Origin of the sequence: Shewanella sp. SG44-2, from assembly GCF_014164215.1 — a bacterium.
Classification (GTDB): Bacteria; Pseudomonadota; Gammaproteobacteria; order Enterobacterales; family Shewanellaceae; genus Shewanella; species Shewanella frigidimarina.
Genome location: NZ_JACJEU010000001.1, coordinates 136,235 through 161,747 on the forward strand (window position 1 = coordinate 136,235; position 25,513 = coordinate 161,747).

The following is a 25,513-nucleotide window of genomic DNA, read 5'->3' on the forward strand; positions in this document are numbered from 1 at the left end:
AGACGTCATAGGTCTATTTATCTGTCATCAACTGCTTAATGAACTTAACTGGCGCACTACCGTAACTTAAAAACTGTTCATGGAACTGTTTCAAATCAAAGCTCTCACCTTGTTTAGCTTTAAGTTGTTCGCGGAAATCATAAATCTCACGGTAACCGGCGTAATAACTCGTCAGTTGAACTTGACTTAACGTGGCTCTGCGCCACTTCCCTTCAGCTTCAGCACGTTGTTGGAATGCTTCATTCTCCAGCAAGTCAATCACCTCTTGCTCGCCCATTCCATTGACTTGAATGCTGTAATCTAAAATAGTGTTACAAATAACCCGTAAATTCCATTTGTAATACATCAGCCACATTTCAGGTTCAAAATTACCATACCCTTCTTCCAACATCATTCGTTCGGTATACACAGCCCAACCTTCAATCATGGCACCATTACCAAATAAGCTTTTCACTAAACTAGGAGATTGGTTAGAAAAGACTAATTGCGTGTAATGCCCTGGGATAGCCTCATGAATATTCAGAACCTGTAAAATCCAGTGATTGTATTCACGTAAATAGCTCTCTGCCGACTCATCACTCATGTCATCAAGGGGTGAAACGTTGTAGTAAGTATTACCGCCTTTGTCATAAGGTCCTGGTGCACTGATAGACGCTCCGGCAAAACCGCGCATGTATTCAGGCGTTTCACGAACAATTAACGGCTTTTTAGGATCAAGCGTGACCAGTTGTTTGTCATTGACAAACTTAATCAGCTCTGGAATTTGCTTTCGCACTTCGGCTACAAAGTTTTCTCGTTTAACATGTTTGGTTGATAACACATCAATCAACTGGCGAATTGCTTGTCTCTCATCGTCTGGTTTTGGGGTATCGATATATTTTGACCAAATGGTATCGGTGATCTTAGCCATTTCTTGCTGAACATGATTTTTATCTGCCACAGCTTTGTCATATAACTGTTTAGCCGTCATACCAGACTGAATATCAAAGGCGAACTTTTCTTCGTATAAGGTTTCACCAATACGGAAATCGCGGCCTCCATTTTCGGTTAGCTTAGTTTCAAGCGAGGTTAACCACTCAATGTGCTGTTTAATTGCTGCAGTAGCGGCATCAAAACGCTCAGCAAATAACGCTTTCTGCTCTGCGCTTAAGCCTGAATCAGTGACTTGCTGGGCTAACTCGGCAGACAATACCGAAAATGCGCCTTGATTCTGCATAATGGCTAATTGGGTATGCTCAAGTGTCGGCTCACTAATATTATTTCGCGCGGCCTCATAATAGGCTGGCACATTTTCAAGACGTGCAATCACAGAGGTTAAGCGTTCATCTAACGGCGCAAAGTCTTCATTGATAATTTGCGCAAAACCACCGGCAACATTGTAATTTGACGGGTCCCATTGCCAACCTTTAAAGCGTGTAATTTCCCATTGCATTGACTCCACTAAATTACTCAGTAATTTATAATCAATTAACTCGTTAGCCGTTAGTGACTGCGGATCAAATTGGGCTAGCGCCGTTTGCTGTTGTTTAACAAATGCCAACGTTTTGTCGCGGCTTGCTTGATTTGGGATATCTAAATAGCCATCATTAACATGTTTGCCACTGTACAGCGCCCAGGTTGGTGATAATGCCCACAGCTCATCAATAAACTGTTGTGAATATTCGTTAAAGTTTAATGCTGCCGCAGCACTAGTTGTGCTAGCCTCAGCAGTAACGGCCTTGGTTTGTGGACTTTGCTTAACCGAGTCATCGCTACAACCTACCAATCCAGCCAAGGCAAAAGAAACCGCCAAAGCAAGTAAAGATTTTTTCATTAGTTATCCCTTACATTGTTATTATTTTTTAGTGTATATAAACTTATTTTTTGATGCATATCGCTTTCGTGCACAAAGATTTTTGTTGCGAAGATACGAATAAAAATTCATCTTACGACAATTATAATGAGTTAATCATGTTCGTCATTGTTTTGCATCAAGCAGACATCTTTTGTGACAGAAAAATCGCGAATAGGCCAACGACTTGTGACTTAAAAAAGTATTTTTTGTCTGGTGACCGTTCCAAAATAACTAACAGAGAACTTAACGATGCCCTTAACACATATCCGACTACTGCTTAATGGTAAAAAGGCCTCCAATGTCGACATAAGACAATCGGTTATCGCTTTGCGCGAGCAGGGCCATACGATTGACGTGCGAGTCTCTTGGGAAAGCGCTGATATGTTGCGTTTTATAACAGAAGCCATAGCCGATAATGTCGGCAGAGTCGTGATTGGCGGCGGAGATGGCTCGCTTAATGAGGCAGTAAATGCCCTGATGCAACAACCACAACAGGATCATAAGCTCGAAATAGCCGTGCTGCCATTAGGCACAGCAAATGACTTCGCCACAGCGTGCGGTATTAGCAATATTATTCAATCCACTCTGGAACTGGCAATTCATGGTGACAGCTACCCTATTGATATCATCCGGGCCAACAATAATTATTTTATTAATGCAGCAGTCGCCGGGTTTGGCGCGCAAGTCACCGCAGAAACCCCAACAGAATTAAAAGACTTTCTTGGCGGTGGAGCTTATACCTTAGTCGGATTGGCTAAAGCATTAGGCTTTAAGCCTTATCAAGGCAGTATTACCACCGATAAAGGAACGTTCAATGGTGATATTGTGGTGGGGGCCATTTGCAATAATAAGCAGGCTGGCGGTGGGCAAATGCTGGCACCCAATGCATTAATTGATGACGGTTTGATGGATATTACCCTGTTGAAGTCATTTTCAACCTTTGATATCCCGGTGGTGTTAGATGAAATACAAGCCATGAGTCATGAAGCTAAGTTTTGTTATCACTTTCAAACCCGTTGGTTAGAAATTGATTTTCCTATCAAGTTACCGCTTAATTTAGATGGCGAACCTTATCCAACCAAAAAAATGCGTTTTGAAGTTCTCCCAAAAGCCATTCAGTTTGTATTGCCGCCAAACTGCCCTTGCCTTGAACAATCCACACAAAAAAGCGGAATATAAATTCCGCTTTAATCACCAATACGATAACTGAGTTAATCGTTTACCTAATCAACTTAAATGTTCCAGGGATTAGGTTTGTTACCCTTAGGCGTAGTTGACGCTTTAGATGGTTTGGTTTTTCTAAAATCAGCAGAAGCTGTTTTCGACTTGCCCAAACTCAGCGTTGGTCGGTCTGTCGCTGATGTTGATTTATGCTGACGATTTTTAGGAATAAAATTCAACACCGAAATAGGAATAGGCTTAGATGGTTCAAACCCCGCTATTTCTTTACGTTCAATTAAATGCCCTAAACGGCTTTCAATCATACACAGGTTTTTAAAGTCATCATTGGACACAAAAGAAATAGCAACACCAGCAGCGCCCGCACGACCGGTACGACCAATACGATGAATATAGTCATCGGCCGGATAAGGTAAGTCATAATTAACAACACGCGATAAATCGTCAATATCAATACCGCGCGCCGCAATGCCGGTAGCCACAAGGTATTTAATGTTACCCGATTTAAAATCAGCTAAAATTTGTTCACGCACCGGCTGGCTTCGGCCACTGTGAATACACTCTGCAGCAATATCACGCTTTTCAAGCTGACTCACCAATTTGGCGGCACCTTGTTTGGTTTCGATAAAGATGAGTGCTTGGTTCCACTCTTCAGTTTTAATTAAATGACTTAATAAAGCTGATTTTTTATCTTTATCAACCGTCGTTAACCACTGCTCGATTTTCGGTGCTGAATCGCGATCAGCAATCACTGAAATTTCTACAGGACGTTTAATGGCCGTTTTCGCTAACGCACGCACTTGGTTTGATAACGTCGCAGAAAATAATAAACTCTGACGTTCAGAAGGTAATTTGTCGATGATTTTATTAATGTCTTCGATAAAGCCCATGTCGAGCATTCTATCGGCTTCATCAAGCACCAACACTTCAACTTCATCAAAGTGCACGGCACGTTGAGTATATAAGTCGAGTAAACGTCCCGGTGTTGCCACCAAAATATCAACACCATCGATTAAGGCTTGTTTTTGCGGCTTCTCATCAACTCCACCATAAATGGCAATAGAGGTTAATGATAAATGCTTGGCGTACTGCACTACGTTGGCGTGAACTTGCACTGCGAGTTCGCGAGTTGGGGTTAAAATCAACGCTCGAATACGTTTTGCACGCTGGATTTCAGTGTCGGCTAAGCGTTCTAATATTGGTAATACAAAACTTGCGGTTTTACCGGTACCAGTTTGCGCAGCGGCGAGCAGGTTCTTACCCTTTAAAATAACCGGAATAGTCTGTTGTTGAATAGGTGTAGGCTGACTGTATCCCACTTCATGTAGGGCATTGACAATCGTGTCGCGTAATCCAAGTGTCGAAAAAGGCATGAAAGTGGGTCTCAGTAGTAGAACAAGAATAAAGCATTATAGAGGCTACGCATAACAAGCGCTAACACCTCGTTAATATAAAGTCATATTAGACAACGGCGAGACGAAGCATCACTCAAATTGTCAGTATTGTATTAAAACACAAATGAAAAAAGACGTCCGAAGACGTCTTTTTTCATAATATGGCGGTGAGCGAGAGATTCGAACTCTCGTTAGGGATAAACCTAAACACACTTTCCAGGCGTGCGCCTTCAGCCACTCAGCCAGCTCACCAATTTGTGACTGACTTTTTATCCATACCATTAAAAGTCATCAGATAAAAAGGCAGTACTTAATATTTGATTCTATTGAGTGGAATAATTACCTCTCAATAATACAAAACCACTTAATACTAACCGCGGCAGTGCTAATCGAGGCGTACTTTACGCAAATGATGATAGCGGGTCAAGCTAAATAACCCCACTATCAAGCGTTTGCACAAATGCACAGCAACTAACAAGCTAACTAACCTATTAAGGTAGGGAAAAGTCCTTTAACACCTGCGGCAATCACTTCGATGCCTAAAGACAACATCAGTAGACCCATTAGACGGGTAATAACGTTAATGCCAGTTTTACCTAATAGTTTAAACAACATTGGCGCCATACGAAATAAACCCCAACTAACAAGGCCTAAGGTAATAATGGTTAAAAACATACCAATGTAGTTGGTTATTTGGTGATGCTCCGCCGCAAACACAATCACCGCACTAATGGCACCAGGACCAGCCATTAATGGCAAAGCTAATGGCACAACTGCAACAGATTCCATCCCTGAAGACTCACGGTCTTCTTCTTGGTTGCGTTTCACTTCACTGATTTTACCTTGCAACATAGACATCGCAATAATACAAATCAAGCTACCACCGGCAATACGAAAAGCCGATAATGAAATACTGAACATACTAAGAATGTAATGACCTGCTATTGCCGTCACCAATAGAATGATCACTACGGCCATATTTGCATCACGATTAGTATTTTGGCGATCAGCTTCAGTTTGATGGCTGGTTAAGCTCACAAATACAGGTAATAACCCTACTGGGTTAATGATGGCTAACAGTCCTAAAAAGAACTTGATATAAAGCATAAAATCCACTAACTACACCCTCTTGATATTACCTGATTTGAAGCTCGATTCTGAGGGCGCTAATGTAGCTGAAACATTGCCATTCCCCAAATGAAATTTTTTATATTTGATAGACCGTTTTACCATACAAAAACTAATGTCACGTCTATTATTTATGTTTTGATATCATATTGACAGTTTACGTAAACACGCATTTTTAGTTATTTTATTTCACCAGGCTGTTCTAATTAGCATCAATATGATGATTTAACCTACAGCAGGACTTAAAATCTTGTTTTCCTGTGGTTAACCTACATATTAATCAACAAAATAAGAATAGCCTTATGATGAAAAATACTAACGATAGCGGATTTTTTATTTCTCACAAAAGTGCTCGCTTTACTGGTCAGTTTATTTTCAACAGAATGTAGTTTTATTTTTATGAGTAAACAGTGTAGATATTGACTTGAGTATCATCTTGATTAATGAATAACTCATTGCCTCTGGTAAAACTGCGATTGGCTTGAGCCACAATATCCGAAGCCACAATATCCGAAGCTACAATAGCTTAGGAACAAAAAAGAGATGTTGCCAGTAGCAACATCTCTTTTAATTAACTTGTGAAGGTAAATCTGTGTTGAGGACTACGCCATTTTTTTAGTACTGGCTTTAACATGTCTTCTACAGAGAAAGTACAAACACTATTGCGCTGTCCAACGATCCATCCAGCCTAATACATTCTTGTACCATAGCTGTAAGTTATCTTGATTTAAAATCCAGTGATTCTCATCAGGAAATACCAATAGCTCAGAAGGAATACCTTTACGCTGCATAAAGGTAAATGCAGCAAGGCCTTGACCATAAGGAACACGGTAGTCTTTTTCACCATGGATGACGAGCATTGGTGTTTTCCAGTTTTCAACATAGTTTACTGGGTTAAACTTTTCATATAGTTCTTTGTTTTGATCGTATGGGCCACCGAATTCATATTCAGGGAACCACAATTCCTCTGTGACGTAATACATAGAACGCATATCAAACAAACCAGCATGGTCGACTAGACACTTGAAGCCATCGTTCCATTTGCCTTGGAACCAGTTCATCATATAGCCACCGTAGGAACCGCCCAGTGCACATGCATTATTAGCATCTAACCAAGGTTGCTGTGTGGTAACCGCTGCCATCCCTTTTTTAAGATCTTCAAGCGGTTTTCCGCCCCAATCCTTGCCAATAGAGTCAGTAAACGCTTGGCCATAACCAGTAGAACCATGGAAGTCGACCATCACGACGCCATAGCCTGCACCAGCCCATAATTGAGCATTCCAGCGGCTGCTAAAACTGTTACCAAATGAGCCTTGTGGACCGCCGTGTACAAGGTAAGCAATTGGGTATTTTTTACCTTCTTCATAGTTAACGGGTTTGATCCAATAGCCATGAACGGTTTCGTCATTCCAACCTTTAAAGTTGAACTGTTCAAAATCACCAAACTTAATGTCAGCTAATTTTTCACTGTTGACGTTGGTTAGCTGTTTCAGTTGCTCACCTTCTAGTGACACACTGAATAAATCGCCAGGTTCAACTAATGATGATTTCTTGAAAATAAGACGATTACTGGTCACAGCCACTAGGCTGTTACTACCTTGGTTGTAAATAGGACGAACATCACCAAACTGTGTGTTCACTTCAAAAATGGTCACTTGCCCAAGATCTTGTGCTGTCACATACAAAGTACGGCCATCGGCACTAAAGTTCAATGAACTCGCACTGCGATCCCACAATGGTGCAACTTCTTTTTCTTGGCCAGTAACATTGTCTCGTAACATAATACGGTAACGATCAGCTTCGTAACCCGCCTTGCTCATGGCTAAATAGGCAAGATAACGGCCATCTGCAGAGAACGTTGGCTGGGCATCCCATGCTTGGTTATCTGGGGTTAAGTTAACCGTTTCACCGCCAGCTACAGGCACTTGCCATAAATCGTAATTAGTTGTCCAAGCTTGATCGCGGCTCGGCGCTTTAGCGCTATAAACAACGTACTTACCGTCTGCAGTAAAAGTGACCTCTTCCATACCAGAAAATGGCTTAGGCGGTGTTTCAGTGTCACGGCCAGCTGTAACGTTTGTCGCGGTGGTAATTTTGTTGCCATTAAGCGAGGCGACAAACAAATGGTTACGTGCGTGGTCTTCCCACGTGTCCCAATGGCGTACCATCAACTGCTTGTATTCGCGGCCAGTGCTTTTACGTTCAGCTTCGGCAGTAAACTTGTCTTTTGAACAGGCTAAGTCTTTACACTCTGGAAATACCCGCAACGTCATAACGACTTGCTTACCGTCGTTAGACAATTTGTAGCCATTGATATCTAACGGTAAATCAGTAACCGCAATAGCCTCTCCACCATCAAGGGCCAATTGATACAATTGACTGGTACCAGAACGACTGGCGAGGAAATAAATAGATTTTCCATCTGGCGAAAAGCTGACATCGTGTTCAGTGCCTGCAGCCGAAGTAAGTTGCTTTGGCTTAGCATTTTTATCGTTCAAGTCGAGAAGATAAAGATCTGAGTTGCCCTCGCCTTTATCATCAACCACTTTTACGCCGTATACCATGGTTTTACCATCATTTGATACGGCTGCTGAATGCAACTTATTTAAGTTAACCAGTTGTTGAACATTAAAAGCTGCGGGCTCAGCCGCAGACACTGATGTTGCCATGCCAGCAGCAATCAGTGCGAATAATACAGAAGACTTTTTCATTGTTATCATGTCTCAGTTATTTAAGTAAAACGTATTACGTTTAGGCCGCAAAAACAGCCAATATCAAACGTAATCATAAAATGTATATTGCAGACTAACCAAAGCAAAACGCTCAGGCAACAAGCCTTTTGTAAAAAGCTGTAAACCCGAGCGTTTAATCACATTGACACTTATCGCTTATGTGTAAGCACAATGTTATCGATGGCTTACTTGTTAGCTTTGCTGTTAGCGATATTAATTTTCCAAATCGCTGGGCCAGTTTCGTGTGCATTAACACCATTGGTATCAACCGCCACGGTCACTGGCATGTCTTGCACATCAAATTCGTAAATCGCTTCCATGCCTAGATCTTCAAATGCGACAACACGTGATTTCTTAATCGCTTTAGACACTAGGTATGCCGCGCCGCCAACAGCCATTAAATACACTGCTTTGTGCTTTTTAATTGAAGCAACCGTTTCAGGGCCTCGCTCAGACTTACCAATCATGCCCATTAGGCCTGTTTGGTCTAACATCATGTCAGTGAACTTATCCATACGAGTTGCCGTTGTTGGGCCTGCAGGGCCAACCACTTCATCACCGACTGGATCGACTGGGCCAACGTAATAAATAAACTTACCGGTAAAATCGACACCGGCTGGTAAACCTTCACCTGACTCAAGTAACATTTGAATCCGCTTATGAGCAGCATCACGGCCAGTCAGCATTTTACCGTTGAGTAATAAGGTATCACCACTCTTCCAGGTTTCGATTTCAGCTTGGGTGACCGTATCTAAATTCACACGGTGAGTGTTTTCACCTGCTTCACGAGTAATTTCAGGCCAATCAGATAACGATGGTGGTACTAAATCGACTGGACCAGTGCCATCTAAATGGAAATGCACATGGCGCGTTGCTGCGCAGTTAGGGATCATCACGACCGGTTTAGACGCTGCATGAGTCGGTACAGATTTAATTTTAACATCTAATACTGTGGTTAATCCGCCCAACCCTTGAGCGCCTATGCCTAAATTATTTGCTCGTTCAAAAATGTCTAAACGAAGCTTTTCTTCTGTGGTCTCTGCACCACGAGCCATCAACTCATGAATATCAACAGGGTCCATTAATGATTCTTTGGCTAATACAGCCGCTTTTTCAGCGGTGCCGCCAATACCGATGCCTAACATACCCGGTGGACACCAACCCGCGCCCATTGTCGGTAATGTTTTTTCTACCCAAGCTGCGATATCGTCAGACGGGTTAAGCATGGCCATTTTTGATTTGTTTTCCGACCCACCACCTTTAGCGGCAATCATCACTTCTATTTGATTGCCAGCAACCATGTCAATGTGAACAACTGATGGTGTGTTGTCTTTAGTATTTTTACGCGCACCGGCAGGATCTGACACTATTGATGCACGTAATGGATTATCTGGATTGGTGTAAGCACGGCGTACACCTTCATCAACCATTTCTTGAACCGTCATGTCAGTTTTATCCCACTGAACAGACATACCAATTTTAACAAAGGTGGTGACAATTCCAGTGTCTTGGCATAAAGGGCGTTTGCCTTCGGCTGACATGCGCGAGTTAATCAGAATCTGAGCAATGGCGTCTTTAGCCGCAGTGCTTTCTTCACGTTCGTAAGCTTTGGTCATCGCATCAACAAAGTCTTTGGGATGGTAATACGAAATGTATTGCAAAGAATCAGCAATACTTTCAATGAAGTCAGCTTGTTTAATCACGACAGCTTGACTAGACATTGTAGAATGAGTTGTAGAGTGAGATGGGGTATTCGTCGACATATGGGGCGCTCCAGCAGCCATTGCGGCCTAACATGGTTATCGTTTTTATTAGAATCGATTTAATATTAACTATTAAGACCAATATGATACTCTTTCCATCCTTTTTGGGCTACATCACATTTTAGATAAGGGTTATCGATGTCTGCGCGGGCAAAAAACGCACTATTTATGCAAAAACTGGACTGGAAAATAGACACAAAGCAGCTATTTTCACTGGTAAGCCACCAGCCATGGGCGATACTACTCGACTCAGCCAATGCTCCGCACCAAGATGCCAAATTCGATATTATCGGTTTTAATCCTATTGCAACGTTAACTAGCAGCGATGGCGTCTGTCAATTTAGTAGCAAAGATCCAGCCATCGAAACACTCAACATTAAAATAGATAGCCACGCCAACCCTTTTAATACATTAGCGGAACTGCATGCGCGGTTATACCCGGTAGCGCAAGACAGCCAGCATGCATTTAGTGTCGGAGCCCTAGGCGCATTTGGATATGACCTTGGTCGAAACATTGAAACTTTGCCACAAATTGCCATTAAAGATATTCATCTTGATGATATGAATATCGGGTTTTATGATTTTTCTCTGGTTTACAGCTATAGCGATAAGTCTTGGTATGCTTATCATTATCAAGGTAAAATCGCATTGAATACTGAATTGAATTTAATTGAATCCAAAATAGAAAAATCAGCCAGTGACGCGATAACATCAAAGCCGTTTAGATTAGCTACTGCTTGGATTAATCAGATAGATAATCAACAGTATCAACATAAGTTTAATCAAGTGCAGCAGTATTTATTGAGTGGTGATTGTTATCAAATCAATTTAACCCAACGATTTGAAGCTCAATACCAAGGGGATGAATGGCAAGCTTATTGTGCTTTATCTCTGGCTAACAAAGCACCTTTTTCGGCATTTATGCGGGTAGATAATCACTGTATGTTATCTATCTCGCCAGAACGTTTTATTAAACTTAACGATCAATATATCGAAACTAAACCCATTAAAGGCACCATGCCGCGCCATCATGATCCCATTTTGGATCAACAAGCCGCTAGCGCATTAATTTCTTCCGAGAAAGACCGCGCCGAAAATGTGATGATTGTTGACCTGCTAAGAAACGATATCGGTAAAGTCGCCGCCCCAGGCTCAGTTAAGGTGCCTAGGTTATTCGCCATTGAAAGCTTCCCTGCTGTGCATCATCTAGTTAGTACGGTTACCGCCACACTTGCACCACACAAAACAGCATTCGATTTACTTAACGCCGCCTTTCCTGGAGGGTCAATTACCGGTGCACCAAAAATCCGCGCTATGGAAATCATTGAAGAATTAGAACCATCCAGACGTAATCTTTATTGCGGCAGCATCGGCTATATAAGCCAAAACGGAAACATGGACACCAGTATAACCATTCGTACTTTGGTCACTGAAAAAAACCACATTTACTGCTGGGCAGGTGGTGGTATTGTTGCCGACTCTAATGGTGCGGCGGAATATCAAGAAAGCTTTGATAAGGTTAGTAAAATACTACCTTTGTTGACGAGTTTGAATCAGTAATAAACAGCTATCGATAGACATTAAGTAGACAGACAATCCCGATTTGCATGAATGACGGTTATTCTTGACTTATCGAATCGTCAAATTGTCAAAGTACGGGAATATAAATGACCCAAGGGTGCACATCGCAATGGCTTGATTAGTTTAAAAATGAACTCGTGTCTAGCAAGATACATAAGGCATAAAACTCCTTTCAATCGATGTATACCAAGATCAGCTGATGCTTGATTTCTCTGTACTCGTGAACTTGATAACGAATAATCTCGAAACCAAGTTTACGCCAATATTGATAACAACTGATGGTAACTAACATTATTCCTAAGGTATTTCCCTACTCGCCAAACCAGTATTAGCGTCAGTATTCATGTGAGTTTATTTACATCTGTTGGTTTTCTTAAAACCTAATTATCTTTCAATACACACCCTTTAATACTGACTGAGCGACTCATTATTTTTCAGGTGTAACTTTAGGTTTCAAGTCATTTTCATTACAAGTTTTAAACTATTACTCATGATATTCACTCAAACTACCTTCAACCATGAACGATCGCTCAAATACATATTGAGCATTCGTTCAAAACCTGCTTAAATACGCTTCTTACTTACTAAGGAGTTCACATGATTAAATTTTATTTCCATCCAGGCCCTAACCCAATGAAAATTGCCTTGTTCCTCGAAGAAACAGGCCTTGAGTTTGAACTCGTGCCTGTGGATACCTTAAAAGGTGAGCAACATAGCGCTGAATTCAAAGCGATTAACCCAAACAGCAAAACACCCGCTATTGAAGACAACGGCGTAAGGGTATTTGATTCTAATGCTATTCTTTTATACCTTGCTGACAAAACAGGTCAATTAGCTGCAACCCCAGAAAATCGTGGTGAGCTTCTGTCGTGGTTAATGTTTGTCGCCACTGGTTTAGGCCCTTATTCTGGTCAATGTGTTCATTTCACTCACCATGCACCTGAGAAAATAGATTACGCAACAAACCGTTATCTACGTGAAACTCAACGTCATTACCAAGTACTTGACGCACATCTTAATAACCGTGAATTTATCGTGGGTGATGAATTGAGCATTGTCGATATCGCTGCATGGGGTTGGGTTGATAAAGTCGGCTATGTATTAGGTCAAGATGCCCTTGCCACTTACCCGAATATTCAACGCTGGTTTAACAGCATCAACAACCGTCCTGCTGTTGAACGCGCCAGAGACATGGGTAAAAGTATTCAATTTAAAGCAGAATTTGATGAAGACGCAAAACGTGCGTTTTTCCCACAAAATTATGCTGTCTAAGCAAAAGATATTTTGAACGCGTTATTTTAATCGCGTTATAAAAGGCTTGTGGATGATATCCATAAGCCTTTTTTGTATTTGCGTGTATAGCCACACTTTTGCTGTGACGCCACTATGCACGCTATAGGTTTCTATCTATACAACGTTTTTAAGTTTATATATAAAAGCTTCAAAATTGATCTACACGGTTTATAGGTTTGATATTTAACTACAACTGATTTTTTATAGGCTAATGATCGCGTTTAAGCATGTAGATTAAGCGTATAAATCATGAATACAATTTGTTATTTTTATCCACTTTAAGACGAATTTACTTGTTCTTGCGGCGGTATTTTTCTACTGTTATTGAAAATGATTATCAATGAGGTTACTCATGAATACCCATCTTCAACATCAAATCAACCAATGGCTCAATAACGATCCCGATCCACACACCCGCTCACAACTGCAAACATTAATTGATAACGGCAATGAAACCGAGCTAGCGGCGCGCTTTGCGGGTCGTTTAGCGTTTGGCACTGCAGGGCTAAGAGGTGAAGTGGGCGTTGGCCCTATGGCGATGAACCGTTTGGTTATCCGCCAAACCACTGTCGGTCTGGGAGCTTACTTACTCGAGCAAATCGACAATGCTGCCGAACGTGGTGTAGTAATAGGTTACGATGGACGTCATGATTCCTTTACCTTTGCCCATGATGCCGCAAGTGTATTAACCGCTATGGGCATTAACGTGCATTTAACCTATAAGGTAGCCGCCACGCCGTTAGTCGCTTTTGGAGTAAAACATCTTAACGCTGCGGCTGGCATTGTGGTTACCGCAAGCCATAACCCACCACAATACAATGGCTATAAAGTCTATTGGGAAAATGGCGCGCAAATTATTCCTCCTCACGACACAGGCATAGCAGCCCAAATTACTCGGGCTGCCACTCAGGCGATTCCCTTTTTAGCCTTAGATGACGCAATATCACAAGATAAGCTTACTTGGTTACAAGACGATTTCTATCAAGCCTATCGCCAAGGAATACGTGAAGCTAAAGAGCTGCAATACCACAGCGGACAAGACAAAGTCAGTTTAGCTTACACCGCAATGCACGGTGTTGGTGCCGACATGGCTGAAACGGTATTAAATGATGCTGGTTTTACCCAAGTGTATTCAGTGGCGGCTCAACGTGAACCTGATGGCGACTTTCCTACGGTAAACTTTCCAAATCCTGAAGAAAAAGGCGCAATGGATTTGGTGATTGCTGAAGCCAAAAAGCACAATGCTACACTCGCTTGTGCCAACGACCCTGATGCTGACCGCTTTGCTGTTGCCGCTCGCACTGAAAATGGCGACTACCAAATGCTGACAGGCGACCAAGTTGGAGTGTTATTTGGTCACTACTTACTCAGCCATGCACCTAAAAATAAGCAACTTACTGGCACTACTATCGTGTCCTCAAGCCTGTTGTCTAAAATTGCCACTGAGTTTGGTACCCAAAGCTATACCACTCTTACTGGCTTTAAGTGGTTAATGAATGTCGGTATTGCCAAGCACCAAGCTGACAATCAGTTCTTATTCGCTTATGAAGAGGCACTCGGTTACACCATTGGTAACTTAGTGTGGGATAAAGATGGATTATCGGCATTAGTGGCCTTTGCCCAACTGACTGCAGAACTTGCAGATAATGGACAAACCATTTGGAATAAACTCGAGCAGATTTATCGCCAACACGGATTTCACCTTAATAAACAAGTGAGTATTGCCCTTAATGCTGACACGCCAAATATTGGTGCCTATTTACGCGAACATCCACCCGTGAAAATTGGTGAGTATGCGGTGATCTCGACCGACGATTTAAAAAGTCTACAGCGAACTGACGCCGATGGCAGCAAACAAGCCATTGATTTACCTAGCAGCGATGTGTTGATTTATGCCTTAGAAGGTGGCGCTCGAGTCATTGTTCGCCCGTCGGGTACTGAACCTAAAATTAAATGTTATTACGAAGTGGTTGAAACCATGACAAGCTCAGACACTTGGGGATCTGCACAAGCTCGTGCAGAAGATGCCATGGCGAGCTTCATTACATCTCACCAAACGAGCTTACCCAGCTAACAGCTCATCAAGCGATTAAGTCTCATTAACAAAAGAATGTTAAACGCCTGTTACTATTAACAGGCGTTTGTTTATGCTTATAAGCAATTGTAATCACAATGGATGAGTTATAGCGTTTTACTAGATCAGAGTGTCATGAGATATGCCTGATTGAACTAACCAAGCCTATATTAAAGCGACCTATGTACCAGCGAAAATGATCTATAATGTTACAAAATTAATCATAACGTTATCGCAGGATTGCTAATGTATAAAAGTCTCGTATCTTTGGCCGTTATTGCCAGTATTTCAGCCCCAGTAGCAATCGCTGCAGAAGAAGGTGAAAACCTAGAGCGCATTCAGGTTATTGGATCGCGTATTGCCCTTCGTACCGCCACAGACAGTGCAACCCCTGTCGATATTATTACCTCAGAACAACTTGAAGCAACAGGCATCACCGAAACTGCTAAGGCATTGCAGTTTGCTGCGCCCAGCTACAGCTTTCCATTCTCGTCAATTACCGATGGAAGCGACGCGGTTCGCCCTGCAAGCTTACGAGGCATGTCACCTGATCACACTTTAGTGTTGGTAAATGGTAAGCGTCGCCACGGTTCAGCATTGGTTCACTTAGCTGGCACGTTAGGCAAAGGTTCATCTAACGTTGACCTTAATGCCATTCCAATGACAGCAATCAAGCGGATTGAAATTTTACGTGACGGTGCGTCAGCGCTATACGGATCTGATGCGATTGCAGGTGTAATCAACGTCGTACTGAAAGACAGCGACGAAGGTGGCAGCATTGCCGCCCAGGTAGGCCAAACCTACGAAGGCGACGGTGAACAAGTACGCTTAGGCATTAATCAAGGTTTTAGTTTTAGCCAAGACGGCTTTGTGAATGTGTCTTTAGAAGCACACCAGAAAAATTCAACTAACCGTGCAGGTCTCGATCCACGTCAGCAATATCCGACGCTCGCAGATGGTAGTCTTGATCCACGTGAAGCCACATTCGATCGTAAAAATCATCATGTTGGCGACAGTGATTATGACAACTACGGTTTATTTTTAAATGCTCAGCAAGGATTAGATACCAACGGTAAGCTTTATGCCTTTGGTGGTATTAGCAAACGCAGCTCAACTTCAGGCGCTTTTTATCGTCGTGCGTTGGATTCTCGTAACGTTATTGAAGTGTATCCAGATGGCTTTTTACCACAAATAAGCCCAGAAATTATCGATTACTCTTTAGTCACCGGTTATGAGTTTGAGTTGGGCCAATGGGAAATTGATTCATCAGTTGGTTTTGGTAGCAACAGCTTTGAATACAATGTTGAAAACAGCATTAATGCTTCGCTTGGCCCTAACAGCCCAACAAACTTTGATGCTGGTACGTTATCAACCAGTGAGCTGAATCTAAACTTAGATGCTTCAACCTACTACGATTTTGCCAATGACTCAGACTTACTCGTAGCAATGGGCATCACATGGCGCGAAAGTGGCTATCAAATTGAAGCTGGCCAAGAAGAATCGTATATCCAAGGCGATTACCAAGATAAATCAGGTGGTAGTCAGGGATTTGGTGGTTTCACTAAAGAATCTGAAGTAGATGAAGACCGCACAAACCTTGGTTTGTACATCGAACTTGAAAACCAACTTACCGATGACTTTTATTGGGCGGCAGCCGTTCGTTATGAAGACTATTCAGATTTCGGTGGCAATACCAGTTGGAAATTGTCTGGTCGATATGAGCTAACAGACAGTGTGGCACTTCGTTTAACCACCGACACTGGTTTCCGCGCGCCAAGTGTACAGCAGCTTTATTTTACCAACGTATCAACTTTCTTTGATCCAGATCCGGTCACTGGTGAGTTTATTCCTAGAGAGTCAGGTACTTTTAACCAGTTATCACCGGTTAGAGCAGAGCTAGGAATTCCTGATCTTAAAGCTGAAGTATCACACTCTTATAGTGCAGGTATTGTTTACACAGGCGACAATGGCTTTGCAGTGACATTAGATGCTTATGAAATCAATGTTGATGACAGAATCATTTTGTCAGGCTCTATCGACAAAGAAAGCTCACCTGCCATTGCTGCCATTCTTGAAGGCACCAATGCCGACTCGGCTCGTTTCTTTATGAATGCGGTTGATACTAAAACTCAAGGTGTAGACTTAGTTATCACTCAAGGTTTTGACCTTGGTGAATACGGCGATTTAAAAGCAAACCTTGCTTACTCATACAAAGAAACTGAAATTGAGTCAATTTCTTTGCCTTCGATCCTCAACGGATTAGAAGACGAACTATTTGATAATATTGAAGTCGTTCGCATGACGGAAGCTAATCCGAAAAATACCGCTAACATCGGTTTAACTCATCAATATGATGACTTCACCACTAACTTACGTTTCAGTTATTTCGGTGAATATACCGTGGGTTATTCATCTAGTGAAGTGGAATATGGTGCAAGATGGACCACAGATTTAAGTACTCGCTACCGTGCAACAGATAATCTTGCTGTTACGTTAGGGGTACAAAACCTGTTTGATACTTATCCAGAGAAACGCCCTGAGGATAATAATTTTAACGGCATATTTGTATACCCACTGACTAATACTCCATTTGGTTTTAACGGTGGCTACTATTACTTAGATCTACGCTACACCTACTAAATAATCTTTATTAGTAAGCATTAATCAGCCGATAACCGCGCTGAAAATAAAAAAGCCAATCATGTTTGATTGGCTTTTTTATTACCTCAAGCTGAACAGAGAACGATTGGTTAATAACATTGGCTTGAGTTGTCTTGCTAACGGACTAATCCTTATTGATCGTGTTTACTGACGATGTTTAATGATCATTAGCATTCGTGACATAGAGCTTTGCAAGATATTGCTTCGCGACATCGTCCCAGCTAAATCGCTGTTTGGCGGCATTGTGCTTCACCTGTTGCCAAGTATCGCTGCCATATAACTCGAACACTTGATTAACACGTTCAACCAGAGCTTGCGCTTGCGCTGCTAGCGTTTCACCATTAAACACCCAACCACTGACATTATCTATAATAGTGTCGTTCAATCCGCCCACGCCATGAACCAAACAAGGCTGCCCTTCCCGCATTGCCAGCATTTGACTTATTCCGCATGGCTCAAATGAACTTGGCATTAAAAATAAACTGCCCGATTGATAAAGTTGCTCAGATAATGCTTCATCATAACCGTGTAAAAACACAAAGTTATCATAACGCGCCGCTGTAGCCTGCAGTGCCTTAGCAATATGCAGATCACCGCTACCAAGCAACATAAACACCCCACTCGGTTGATGTCGCTTAAGCGATTCTACTATCACATCTAACACGGTTTTTGTGGTGGTTTGACCTTCTGCATCAATAAATGGTTGTAATAAAATTAACATTTTTTGTTCGGTTAAACGTCCAACAAAAGTCAACAGAAAACGGTCTGTATCGGGAACAACCTGACTGTTTTTTAGCAACTGGGTGTTGGCCAATAGTGCATGTTTATATTGGCTAATACGGGTGAGCGCAATCGAATCTATCACGTTGACATTAGCAACCTTAGCTTGCCATTTAATAAGGGTATTTTCAGCTTTAAGTAATAATGCCGCATAATCATGATGATGAGGTTCATCGGTGTTATTAACCTCATCATAAACGCAACCATTAATGATCCCGACTAACTTGCCTTGCTGACATTTAGCATTTAAGTCGTTCTCTAAACCTTCTCCACCAAAAAAACCTTTAATATAGTCAGATGGTATTAGCACTTCTCGAGCATAGGTCGGTGACACCAAATGCACTTTGTCACTCAGTACAATCCCCATTCTCATGGGATTGATGCAATTGTCATAACGAGGATCAAACAAGCTGTTATCCGCAATTGGATTTAACTTACCCATATATTGGGGAAACCAATGGCCGAATGAAGAATCATCTCCGGTAAAGGGGCGGATCCCTTGTAATGCCAAGTTGTGAATCGTAAATACACAAGGTAAAGCCTTTAAGACTGCAAATTCATCAACACAACTGCGAAGCATTGCCACCATGGCGGTGTGCCAGTCGTGAAGGTGTAACACATCAACACGCGGTAATACTCCTTGCACTAAACTAGTGGCAACACAGAGTGAGAACAAGGCAAACTTTGTCGCGTCTTCGGCAAAAGGTCTGTCGGCGGAACCGTCACAATAGACTTTACCGTGATGGTTAAATAACGGATGATCAAATAAATAAATTTGCGCTATTGAATCGTCAGCATCAGTTTTGCTGACCGCTGCTATGTCATCTTTGTTTTGTGGCCTAGGCATTCGATACACAGCTACAGTGTGGTGTTCACCAGCAAAGCACACCTCAATATCAACCATATGCATAGCATGATATCGCTGGGCCAAAAAACCATAATTTGGCATAGCAACATCGGCTATCACTTCACATATGGCTAATGCAGGGGGCAAATCGCGGATAACATCCGCCATGCCACCCACCTTAACGCCGTGCAGTGCATCGTTTTCTGCTGCCACCAGCAGTACTCGCTTTACACTATCTTGAGTCATTTACAGTCCTTATTCGTAGCCAACAGGTAAACCCAACATTTTCCGTGTTACTAAAGTAACGCCTTTTTCGGATACCCTAAAACCCTTAGCCCTATCGTGATCATGATTATAACCAATCACCATTCCTTCAGGGATGATACAACCTCGATCTAAAATGGCATTTTGGATTTTACAGTTCTTCAATACCACCACATCGGGTAATAAAACCGAGTCTTTTACAAACGAATAAGAACATACCCTCACTTCATCAAACAATACACAACGTTTAACTTTAGCACCTGAAATAATACAGCCACCGGAAACAATAGAGTCCACAGCCATACCGCGCCTATCATCATCATCAAACACAAATTTAGCGGGTGGTAACTGCTCTTGATAGGTCCAAATTGGCCACTTTGCATCATAAAGGTTGAGTGGCGGTGTGGGTAATAACAGTTCCATGTTTGCTTGAAAAAACGAATCTAATGTCCCAACATCACGCCAATATGAAGGTTGTCCAGCAACCGCACTGGAAAATGGAAATGCAAACACTTTGTGATTTTCAATAATGGCTGGAATGATGTCTTTGCCAAAGTCACGATCTGATTTTTCGTTATTGGCATCTTTTTTTAACTGTTCAAATAAAAACTTAGTGTTGAATACATAGTTGCCCATAGAAGCTAAACACATTGTTGGATCGCTTGGTATCGATTTAGGCTCAGCTGGTTTTTCTTCAAAGCCAATCACCCGATGATCGCTATCAACTTCCATTACCCCAAAAGCTCCAGCGGCTTCATCAATAGGTGTTTCTAAACAGCACACCGTCATTTCAGCACCTGATTCTGCATGGGCAGCTAACAAGCCGGCATAGTCCATACGATATATATGGTCACCAGATAGGATCATCACATATTTCGGAATTTCCTGTCTAATAATATCAATATTTTGGAATACGGCATCTGCAGTACCTTGATACCAGTTACCTGATGTTTGTTGAGAAGCCGGTAGTATTTCAACCGACTCCCCTAGCTCTTTTTTAAAATGTCCCCAGCCACGAGTAACATGACGAATTAATGAATGCGACTTATATTGTGTCACCACCCCCACGCGGCGTATTCCGGAGTTAATACAGTTTGATAATGGAAAATCAATAATGCGATATTTCCCCCCAAAATATAGTGCGGGCTTAGCGCGCCAATCGGTTAATTCGTACAAGCGTGAACCACGTCCACCCGCTAAAATCAACGCATAGGTATCACGGGTTAAATTACTAATATAACGAATATTACTCATAAGCAGACTCCATTTTGCTATTTAATATAGCCATTAAAAAATAAACATTGATACATGATTTATCTTATTTGTGGCATCACATCACTTTCCCTGTTTTACTTTTTCATCCAAATTTCGTCGCGGTAGCCCGCTATGGTGTTGTCGCTTGAAAAACGCCCGCTTGCAGCGGTATTTTTAATACTCATTTCTTGCCAACTATCTTGATCAAGATAGGTTTTTGCCACCAGCGCTTGTGCTTGGCAATAACTGTCAAAATCAGCGGCCGTCATCCATTGATCATTAGGGTCGATAATCGAGGCAATAATGCTGTCGAAAATCCCCGGTTCGACCAAATTAAAATGACCACTTTCTAACATATTCATCACCCCTTGAAAGGCTGGCGAATGATCAATAATGTGTTGAGGTTGGTAATCCATACGAGCTTGCGTTACTTGGCTAGCATTTAAGCCAAATAAGAAGAAGTTTTCATGGCCAACCTCTTCAAGCATTTCAATATTGGCACCATCTAATGTGCCAATGGTCAAGGCACCATTCATCATGAATTTCATGTTGCCTGTACCTGAGGCTTCTTTACCAGCTGTTGATATTTGCTCAGATAAATCAGTGCCCGGACAAATTTTCTCCATCGCACTGACGTTGTAGTTAGGTATAAATGCCATGCGTAAATATGGCGTAACAAGAGGATCTGAATTCACCATATGGGCTACATTATTGGCCAATTTAATAATCTGTTTTGCCATGGCATACCCAGGGGCTGCTTTTCCACCAATTAACACGCAACGCGGCACCATATCCTGCGTGTCTCCATTAAGAATACGGCGATATAAATGGATAACATGTAGGATATTCATCAATTGGCGCTTGTATTCGTGAATACGCTTAACTTGCACATCAAACATCATCTTAGGATCAAATTCGACGCCACACTGCTGTCTCATAAATTGGGTTAATGATTGTTTATTCTCAAATTTTACCTGGGCCCATTCTTTAACAAATGCTTTGTCACTAATACAATCATTTAGCCCCTTAAGCCGTGACAAATCCTTAATCCAATCATTGCCTAAACGACTACAAATCAACGAAGATAATTTAGGGTTACAAAATGCTAGCCAACGTCTAGGAGTTACACCGTTAGTTTTGTTATTAAACTTGTTAGGCCATAATTGATAGAAGTTATTAAATAACCCCTCTTTGAGTAACTGAGTATGTAACCCTGCCACACCATTAACAGAGAAACTGGCAACGATGGCTAAGTAGGCCATACGAACTTGCTGTTCTCCGCCCTCTTCAATAATTGACATCTCAGTCAGCTTTTGAATGTCACCAGGCCAATGATGTGCCACTAACTCTAAATACCGTGCATTAATCTCAAATATGATTTCGACAATACGAGGAAGCATATTTTTCATCATAGGAACTGACCAACGCTCTAATGCCTCTGGCAATAAAGTATGATTGGTATATGCCATCGACTGACTTGTAATTGCCCACGCAGCGTCCCAACTTAAGCCATATTGATCAAGCAACAATCGCATCAATTCTGGCACCGCAATGCTAGGATGTGTATCGTTAAGCTGCATTACGTTAAGCTCACTGAAGTGGCTAAAATCTTCACCAAACTTGTTCACATAACGGATTAATAGGTCCTGTAAACTGGCTGAAGATAAAAAATATTGTTGCTTCAGCCGTAACTCTTTACCATTAACGCTAGCGTCATTGGGATACAACACCATGGTAATTTGTTCAGCCAAGTTTTTAGTCGCTACTGCTTCTGCATAATCACCTTCGTTAAACTCTGCTAAATCGAAGTCATCATTGGCTTCCGCTTTCCACAAACGTAAGGTGTTAATACGATTATTTTTATAACCAGGAATAGGCATATCATATGGAATAGCTAATACTTTTTGAGTGTTAACCAAAACATGATGCCGATGTCCCTGCTTAAAAGAATGGGTTTCGGTATGACCATAAAAAGGGACAGAAACAATATGATTAGAAATTCGGACTTCCCAAGGATTACCATTTCGTAACCAACGATCGGGTCGCTCTACCTGATAACCATCTATTATTTTTTGTACAAACATGCCGTATTGATATCGGATACCATAACCTGTAACGGGTAAATCCAAACTAGCACAACTGTCGAGAAAACAAGCCGCTAAGCGTCCAAGTCCACCATTTCCTAACCCTGCATCATGCTCAACTTGTTCAATATGCTCTAAATTAGTGGCGTACTCTGTGAGTACTTGTTGAGCATCCTCGGTAATGTCTAAACTTAATAATGCATTGCCTAATGCTCGGCCCATCAGAAACTCTAATGACAAATAGGCCACTTGTTTTTGTTGATATTGATTATCCTTGAGCCGTGTTTGTCGCCAGTCATCAAGCATTTGTTCCTTAACGCTTTGTGCTAAGGCATTAAACAATTCATGTTTATCGTGATCGTCTCTACATAACTCGTAGCGCATATGTCTTGCTAATAAGGCTTTTAAGCTATCGCAAGGTTCTTCGTGAGAACAATCTTGTTCGTCTATTAATATCTCGGCAGTGACTTCAACTTTACTATTGGTTTTACTGATATTAGCACTGGCGTTATCTTTCGCTGTGGTCATCAATTGCTCCTTGTAAACTCGGTATGGAATAACATTAAACTACGACTCATTAAACTGACTTGCTGATCCTCATCCACTGAAGGCTCACTTTCTTGGGTATGTAATAAACAATGCCAATATCGAAGATGGGGTAATTGTGGCAGAGTAAAGGTATGCGCTAACTCGTCTGTATTAATCATCAATAACAATGCTTCTGTACTCTCAGCGACAGCGCCAACATCAGCATGAGCTAAATTTCCCGTTAAGATGACACTCAAAGTCCGGATTTGATACTCACCCCAATGGCATTTGTTCATCACCTCACCCTGGCGGTTAAACCATGCTAGACCATTATCGAATAGTGCTTCAGGTTTATGAATAAATGCTTGATGGCATAACATAGGAAAGCGTTTACGTAAGGTGATCAACTGAGCGGTAAAATTCACCAATGACCAATCTATTTGCTGCCAGTCGAACCAACCAATAGGATTGTCTTGGCAATAGGCATTGTTATTACCTTGCTGAGTTTGGCTAGATTCATCGCCGGCCAACAACATTGGCACCCCCTGAGACAATAACAAACACGTTAATAAGTTACGTTTTTGTCGGCTGCGGATTGCATTAATATCGACATCGTCGCACTCACCTTCTATGCCGTAATTGCTGCTACAGTTTTCTTGATGACCATCGCGATTTTCTTCACCGTTGGCCAAGTTATGACGATCACGGTAACTGACCAAATCATGCAAACTAAAACCATCATGGCTAGTAATAAAATTGATGCTGGCGGCAGGGCCACGACCGTTATGTTCGAAAAAATCGCTTGAACCGTGGAACCGCTTGGCAAACTCAGGTGATAAACCACTGTCGCCACGCCAGAATTTGCGCATAGCATCTCTATAACGGTCATTCCACTCACTGAATGCCACTGGGTAATTGCCTAACTGATACCCCCCTGGGCCGATATCCCACGGCTCAGCAATCAATTTGACTTTGCACAACACAGGATCTTGAGTGATGGCATCAAAAAAGCCACTTCCACGATCAAATCCATAAGCTTCTCGTCCAAGGCAACTGGCTAAATCAAATCTAAACCCATCAACGCCCATCACTTCTACCCAGTAGCGCAGCGAATCCATGACCAGCATCAGTACTTGGGGATGATTAAGATTGAAGGTATTGCCGCAGCCAGTATCATTAATGTTGAAACGTTTTTCATTGGGTAATAATCGATAGTAGCTGGCATTATCGATACCACGAAAACTGAAAGTGGGTCCCAAATGGTTTCCTTCGGCGGTATGGTTAAAAACCACATCGAGGATCACTTCAATCCCAGCAAGATGAAGTGTAGAAACCATTCGTCTGAATTCGCCAATATCTCCCTCATCCGATAAATAAGCAGAATGTGGAGCCATAAAAGCAATGCTGTTGTAACCCCAGTAATTAGTCAGGCCTTTTTGCACCAAAAAGGGTTCATCAAAAAAGCCATGCACGGGTAACAACTCTATGCAGGTAATCCCTAAGTTTTGTAAATAGTCGATTATCGGTTGGCTAGCTAACCCAGCAAACGTCCCTTGTTGGGACAATTGAATATTGGGGTGCTGTTGAGTAAAACCCTTTACATGAGTCTCGAATATGATGCTTCTAGCGAGACTAATATTAAGGGGTGCAATTGGAATATCGTTTACAAATCGACTGTCTGACACCATACATTTGGGCATGTATGGTGCGCTGTCTTGAGTATCAAATGACAAATCTTCATTTAAGGCATCAATGTCATAACCATAAATCGCAGAGTGGTATGTCACTTCCCCGACTAATCTTTTGGCGTAAGGATCGAGCAGAAATTTATGATGATTAAAACGGTGCCCGAGTTCAGGCTGGTAAGGCCCAAAAACTCGATAGCCATAAAGCAGTCCCGCTTTAGCACCCGATAAGTGGCAATGCCAAATTTGTCGTGTTTGATGCTGCATAATGTATTGCGCTATTTCAACACAGCCTGTGGAGTCAAAAATACACAGCACTACTTTTGTTGCATGCGCCGAAAATAACGAAAAATTCACCCCGTTATCATCGAGTGTTGCCCCTAGTGGATAAGGATAACCGCTGGTCATATCCATAACATGCCCTTGTAAAGT

Annotated in this window: 14 protein-coding genes and 1 tRNA gene; 5 read left to right on the forward strand and 10 right to left on the reverse strand. The window is 41.9% G+C overall.

Annotated elements, in window-relative coordinates; all coding sequences use genetic code 11:
- Positions 1-13 precede the first annotated feature (13 nt).
- Positions 14-1,813 (reverse strand): DUF885 domain-containing protein, encoded by a 1,800-nt coding sequence (locus tag H5181_RS00550; RefSeq protein ID WP_182749806.1) that lies wholly within the window; start codon positions 1,811-1,813, stop codon positions 14-16.
- A 270-nt stretch (positions 1,814-2,083) separates the two neighbouring features.
- On the opposite strand from H5181_RS00550, the gene yegS reads away from it, so the two are divergent.
- Positions 2,084-3,013 carry a lipid kinase YegS gene (yegS, locus tag H5181_RS00555; protein WP_182749808.1) on the forward strand — a complete coding sequence of 310 codons (930 nt, stop codon included), beginning with the start codon at positions 2,084-2,086 and terminating at the stop codon, positions 3,011-3,013.
- Between the two features lie 53 nt (positions 3,014-3,066).
- Here yegS and H5181_RS00560 read toward each other — a convergent pair whose 3' ends face one another.
- The 5 genes from H5181_RS00560 to H5181_RS00580 form a co-directional block, all read right to left on the reverse strand.
- Positions 3,067-4,386, reverse strand: coding sequence for a DEAD/DEAH box helicase (locus tag H5181_RS00560; RefSeq protein ID WP_059743683.1), 1,320 nt, complete (start codon positions 4,384-4,386; stop codon positions 3,067-3,069).
- Positions 4,387-4,569: 183 nt separating this feature from the next.
- Positions 4,570-4,659 (reverse strand) — tRNA-Ser (locus H5181_RS00565).
- Positions 4,660-4,890: 231 nt separating this feature from the next.
- Positions 4,891-5,514 carry a YchE family NAAT transporter gene (locus H5181_RS00570; RefSeq protein WP_220491623.1) on the reverse strand — a complete coding sequence of 208 codons (624 nt, stop codon included), beginning with the start codon at positions 5,512-5,514 and terminating at the stop codon, positions 4,891-4,893.
- 680 nt (positions 5,515-6,194) lie between these two features.
- Positions 6,195-8,255, reverse strand: coding sequence for a prolyl oligopeptidase family serine peptidase (locus H5181_RS00575; RefSeq protein WP_404948475.1), 2,061 nt, complete (start codon positions 8,253-8,255; stop codon positions 6,195-6,197).
- A 197-nt stretch (positions 8,256-8,452) separates the two neighbouring features.
- Positions 8,453-10,030, reverse strand: coding sequence for a fumarate hydratase (locus tag H5181_RS00580; RefSeq protein ID WP_404948476.1), 1,578 nt, complete (start codon positions 10,028-10,030; stop codon positions 8,453-8,455).
- Positions 10,031-10,168: 138 nt separating this feature from the next.
- Between H5181_RS00580 and pabB the strand changes: the two genes are divergently transcribed.
- The 4 genes from pabB to H5181_RS00600 all read left to right on the forward strand — a co-directional run bounded on the left by pabB (position 10,169) and on the right by H5181_RS00600 (position 17,618).
- On the forward strand, positions 10,169-11,590 hold the full coding sequence (pabB, locus tag H5181_RS00585; protein ID WP_182749812.1) for an aminodeoxychorismate synthase component I: 1,422 nt from the start codon (positions 10,169-10,171) through the stop codon (positions 11,588-11,590).
- A 618-nt stretch (positions 11,591-12,208) separates the two neighbouring features.
- Positions 12,209-12,883, forward strand: coding sequence for a glutathione S-transferase family protein (locus H5181_RS00590; RefSeq protein WP_182749814.1), 675 nt, complete (start codon positions 12,209-12,211; stop codon positions 12,881-12,883).
- A gap of 373 nt (positions 12,884-13,256) precedes the next feature.
- Positions 13,257-14,978, forward strand: a complete 1,722-nt coding sequence (locus tag H5181_RS00595) for a phospho-sugar mutase (protein WP_182749816.1) — start codon at positions 13,257-13,259, stop codon at positions 14,976-14,978.
- A 246-nt stretch (positions 14,979-15,224) separates the two neighbouring features.
- A complete protein-coding gene (locus tag H5181_RS00600; protein WP_182749818.1) occupies positions 15,225-17,618 on the forward strand; it encodes a TonB-dependent siderophore receptor in 2,394 nt (797 codons plus the stop codon).
- A 178-nt stretch (positions 17,619-17,796) separates the two neighbouring features.
- Here H5181_RS00600 and H5181_RS00605 read toward each other — a convergent pair whose 3' ends face one another.
- The 4 genes from H5181_RS00605 to glgX all read right to left on the reverse strand — a co-directional run bounded on the left by H5181_RS00605 (position 17,797) and on the right by glgX (position 25,495).
- The gene (locus H5181_RS00605; protein ID WP_182749820.1) at positions 17,797-19,512 is read right to left on the reverse strand and encodes a glycogen synthase; all 1,716 of its coding nucleotides are present in this window, start codon (positions 19,510-19,512) and stop codon (positions 17,797-17,799) included.
- 9 nt (positions 19,513-19,521) lie between these two features.
- Entirely contained in the window at positions 19,522-20,784 is a 1,263-nt protein-coding gene (glgC, locus tag H5181_RS00610) for a glucose-1-phosphate adenylyltransferase (RefSeq protein WP_059743697.1), read from the reverse strand.
- A 95-nt stretch (positions 20,785-20,879) separates the two neighbouring features.
- Positions 20,880-23,396 (reverse strand): glycogen/starch/alpha-glucan phosphorylase, encoded by a 2,517-nt coding sequence (locus tag H5181_RS00615; RefSeq protein WP_182749822.1) that lies wholly within the window; start codon positions 23,394-23,396, stop codon positions 20,880-20,882.
- Entirely contained in the window at positions 23,396-25,495 is a 2,100-nt protein-coding gene (glgX, locus tag H5181_RS00620) for a glycogen debranching protein GlgX (RefSeq protein WP_259396907.1), read from the reverse strand. The genes H5181_RS00615 and glgX overlap by 1 nt, the downstream gene beginning before the upstream one ends.
- Between the last annotated feature and the right edge of the window lie 18 nt (positions 25,496-25,513).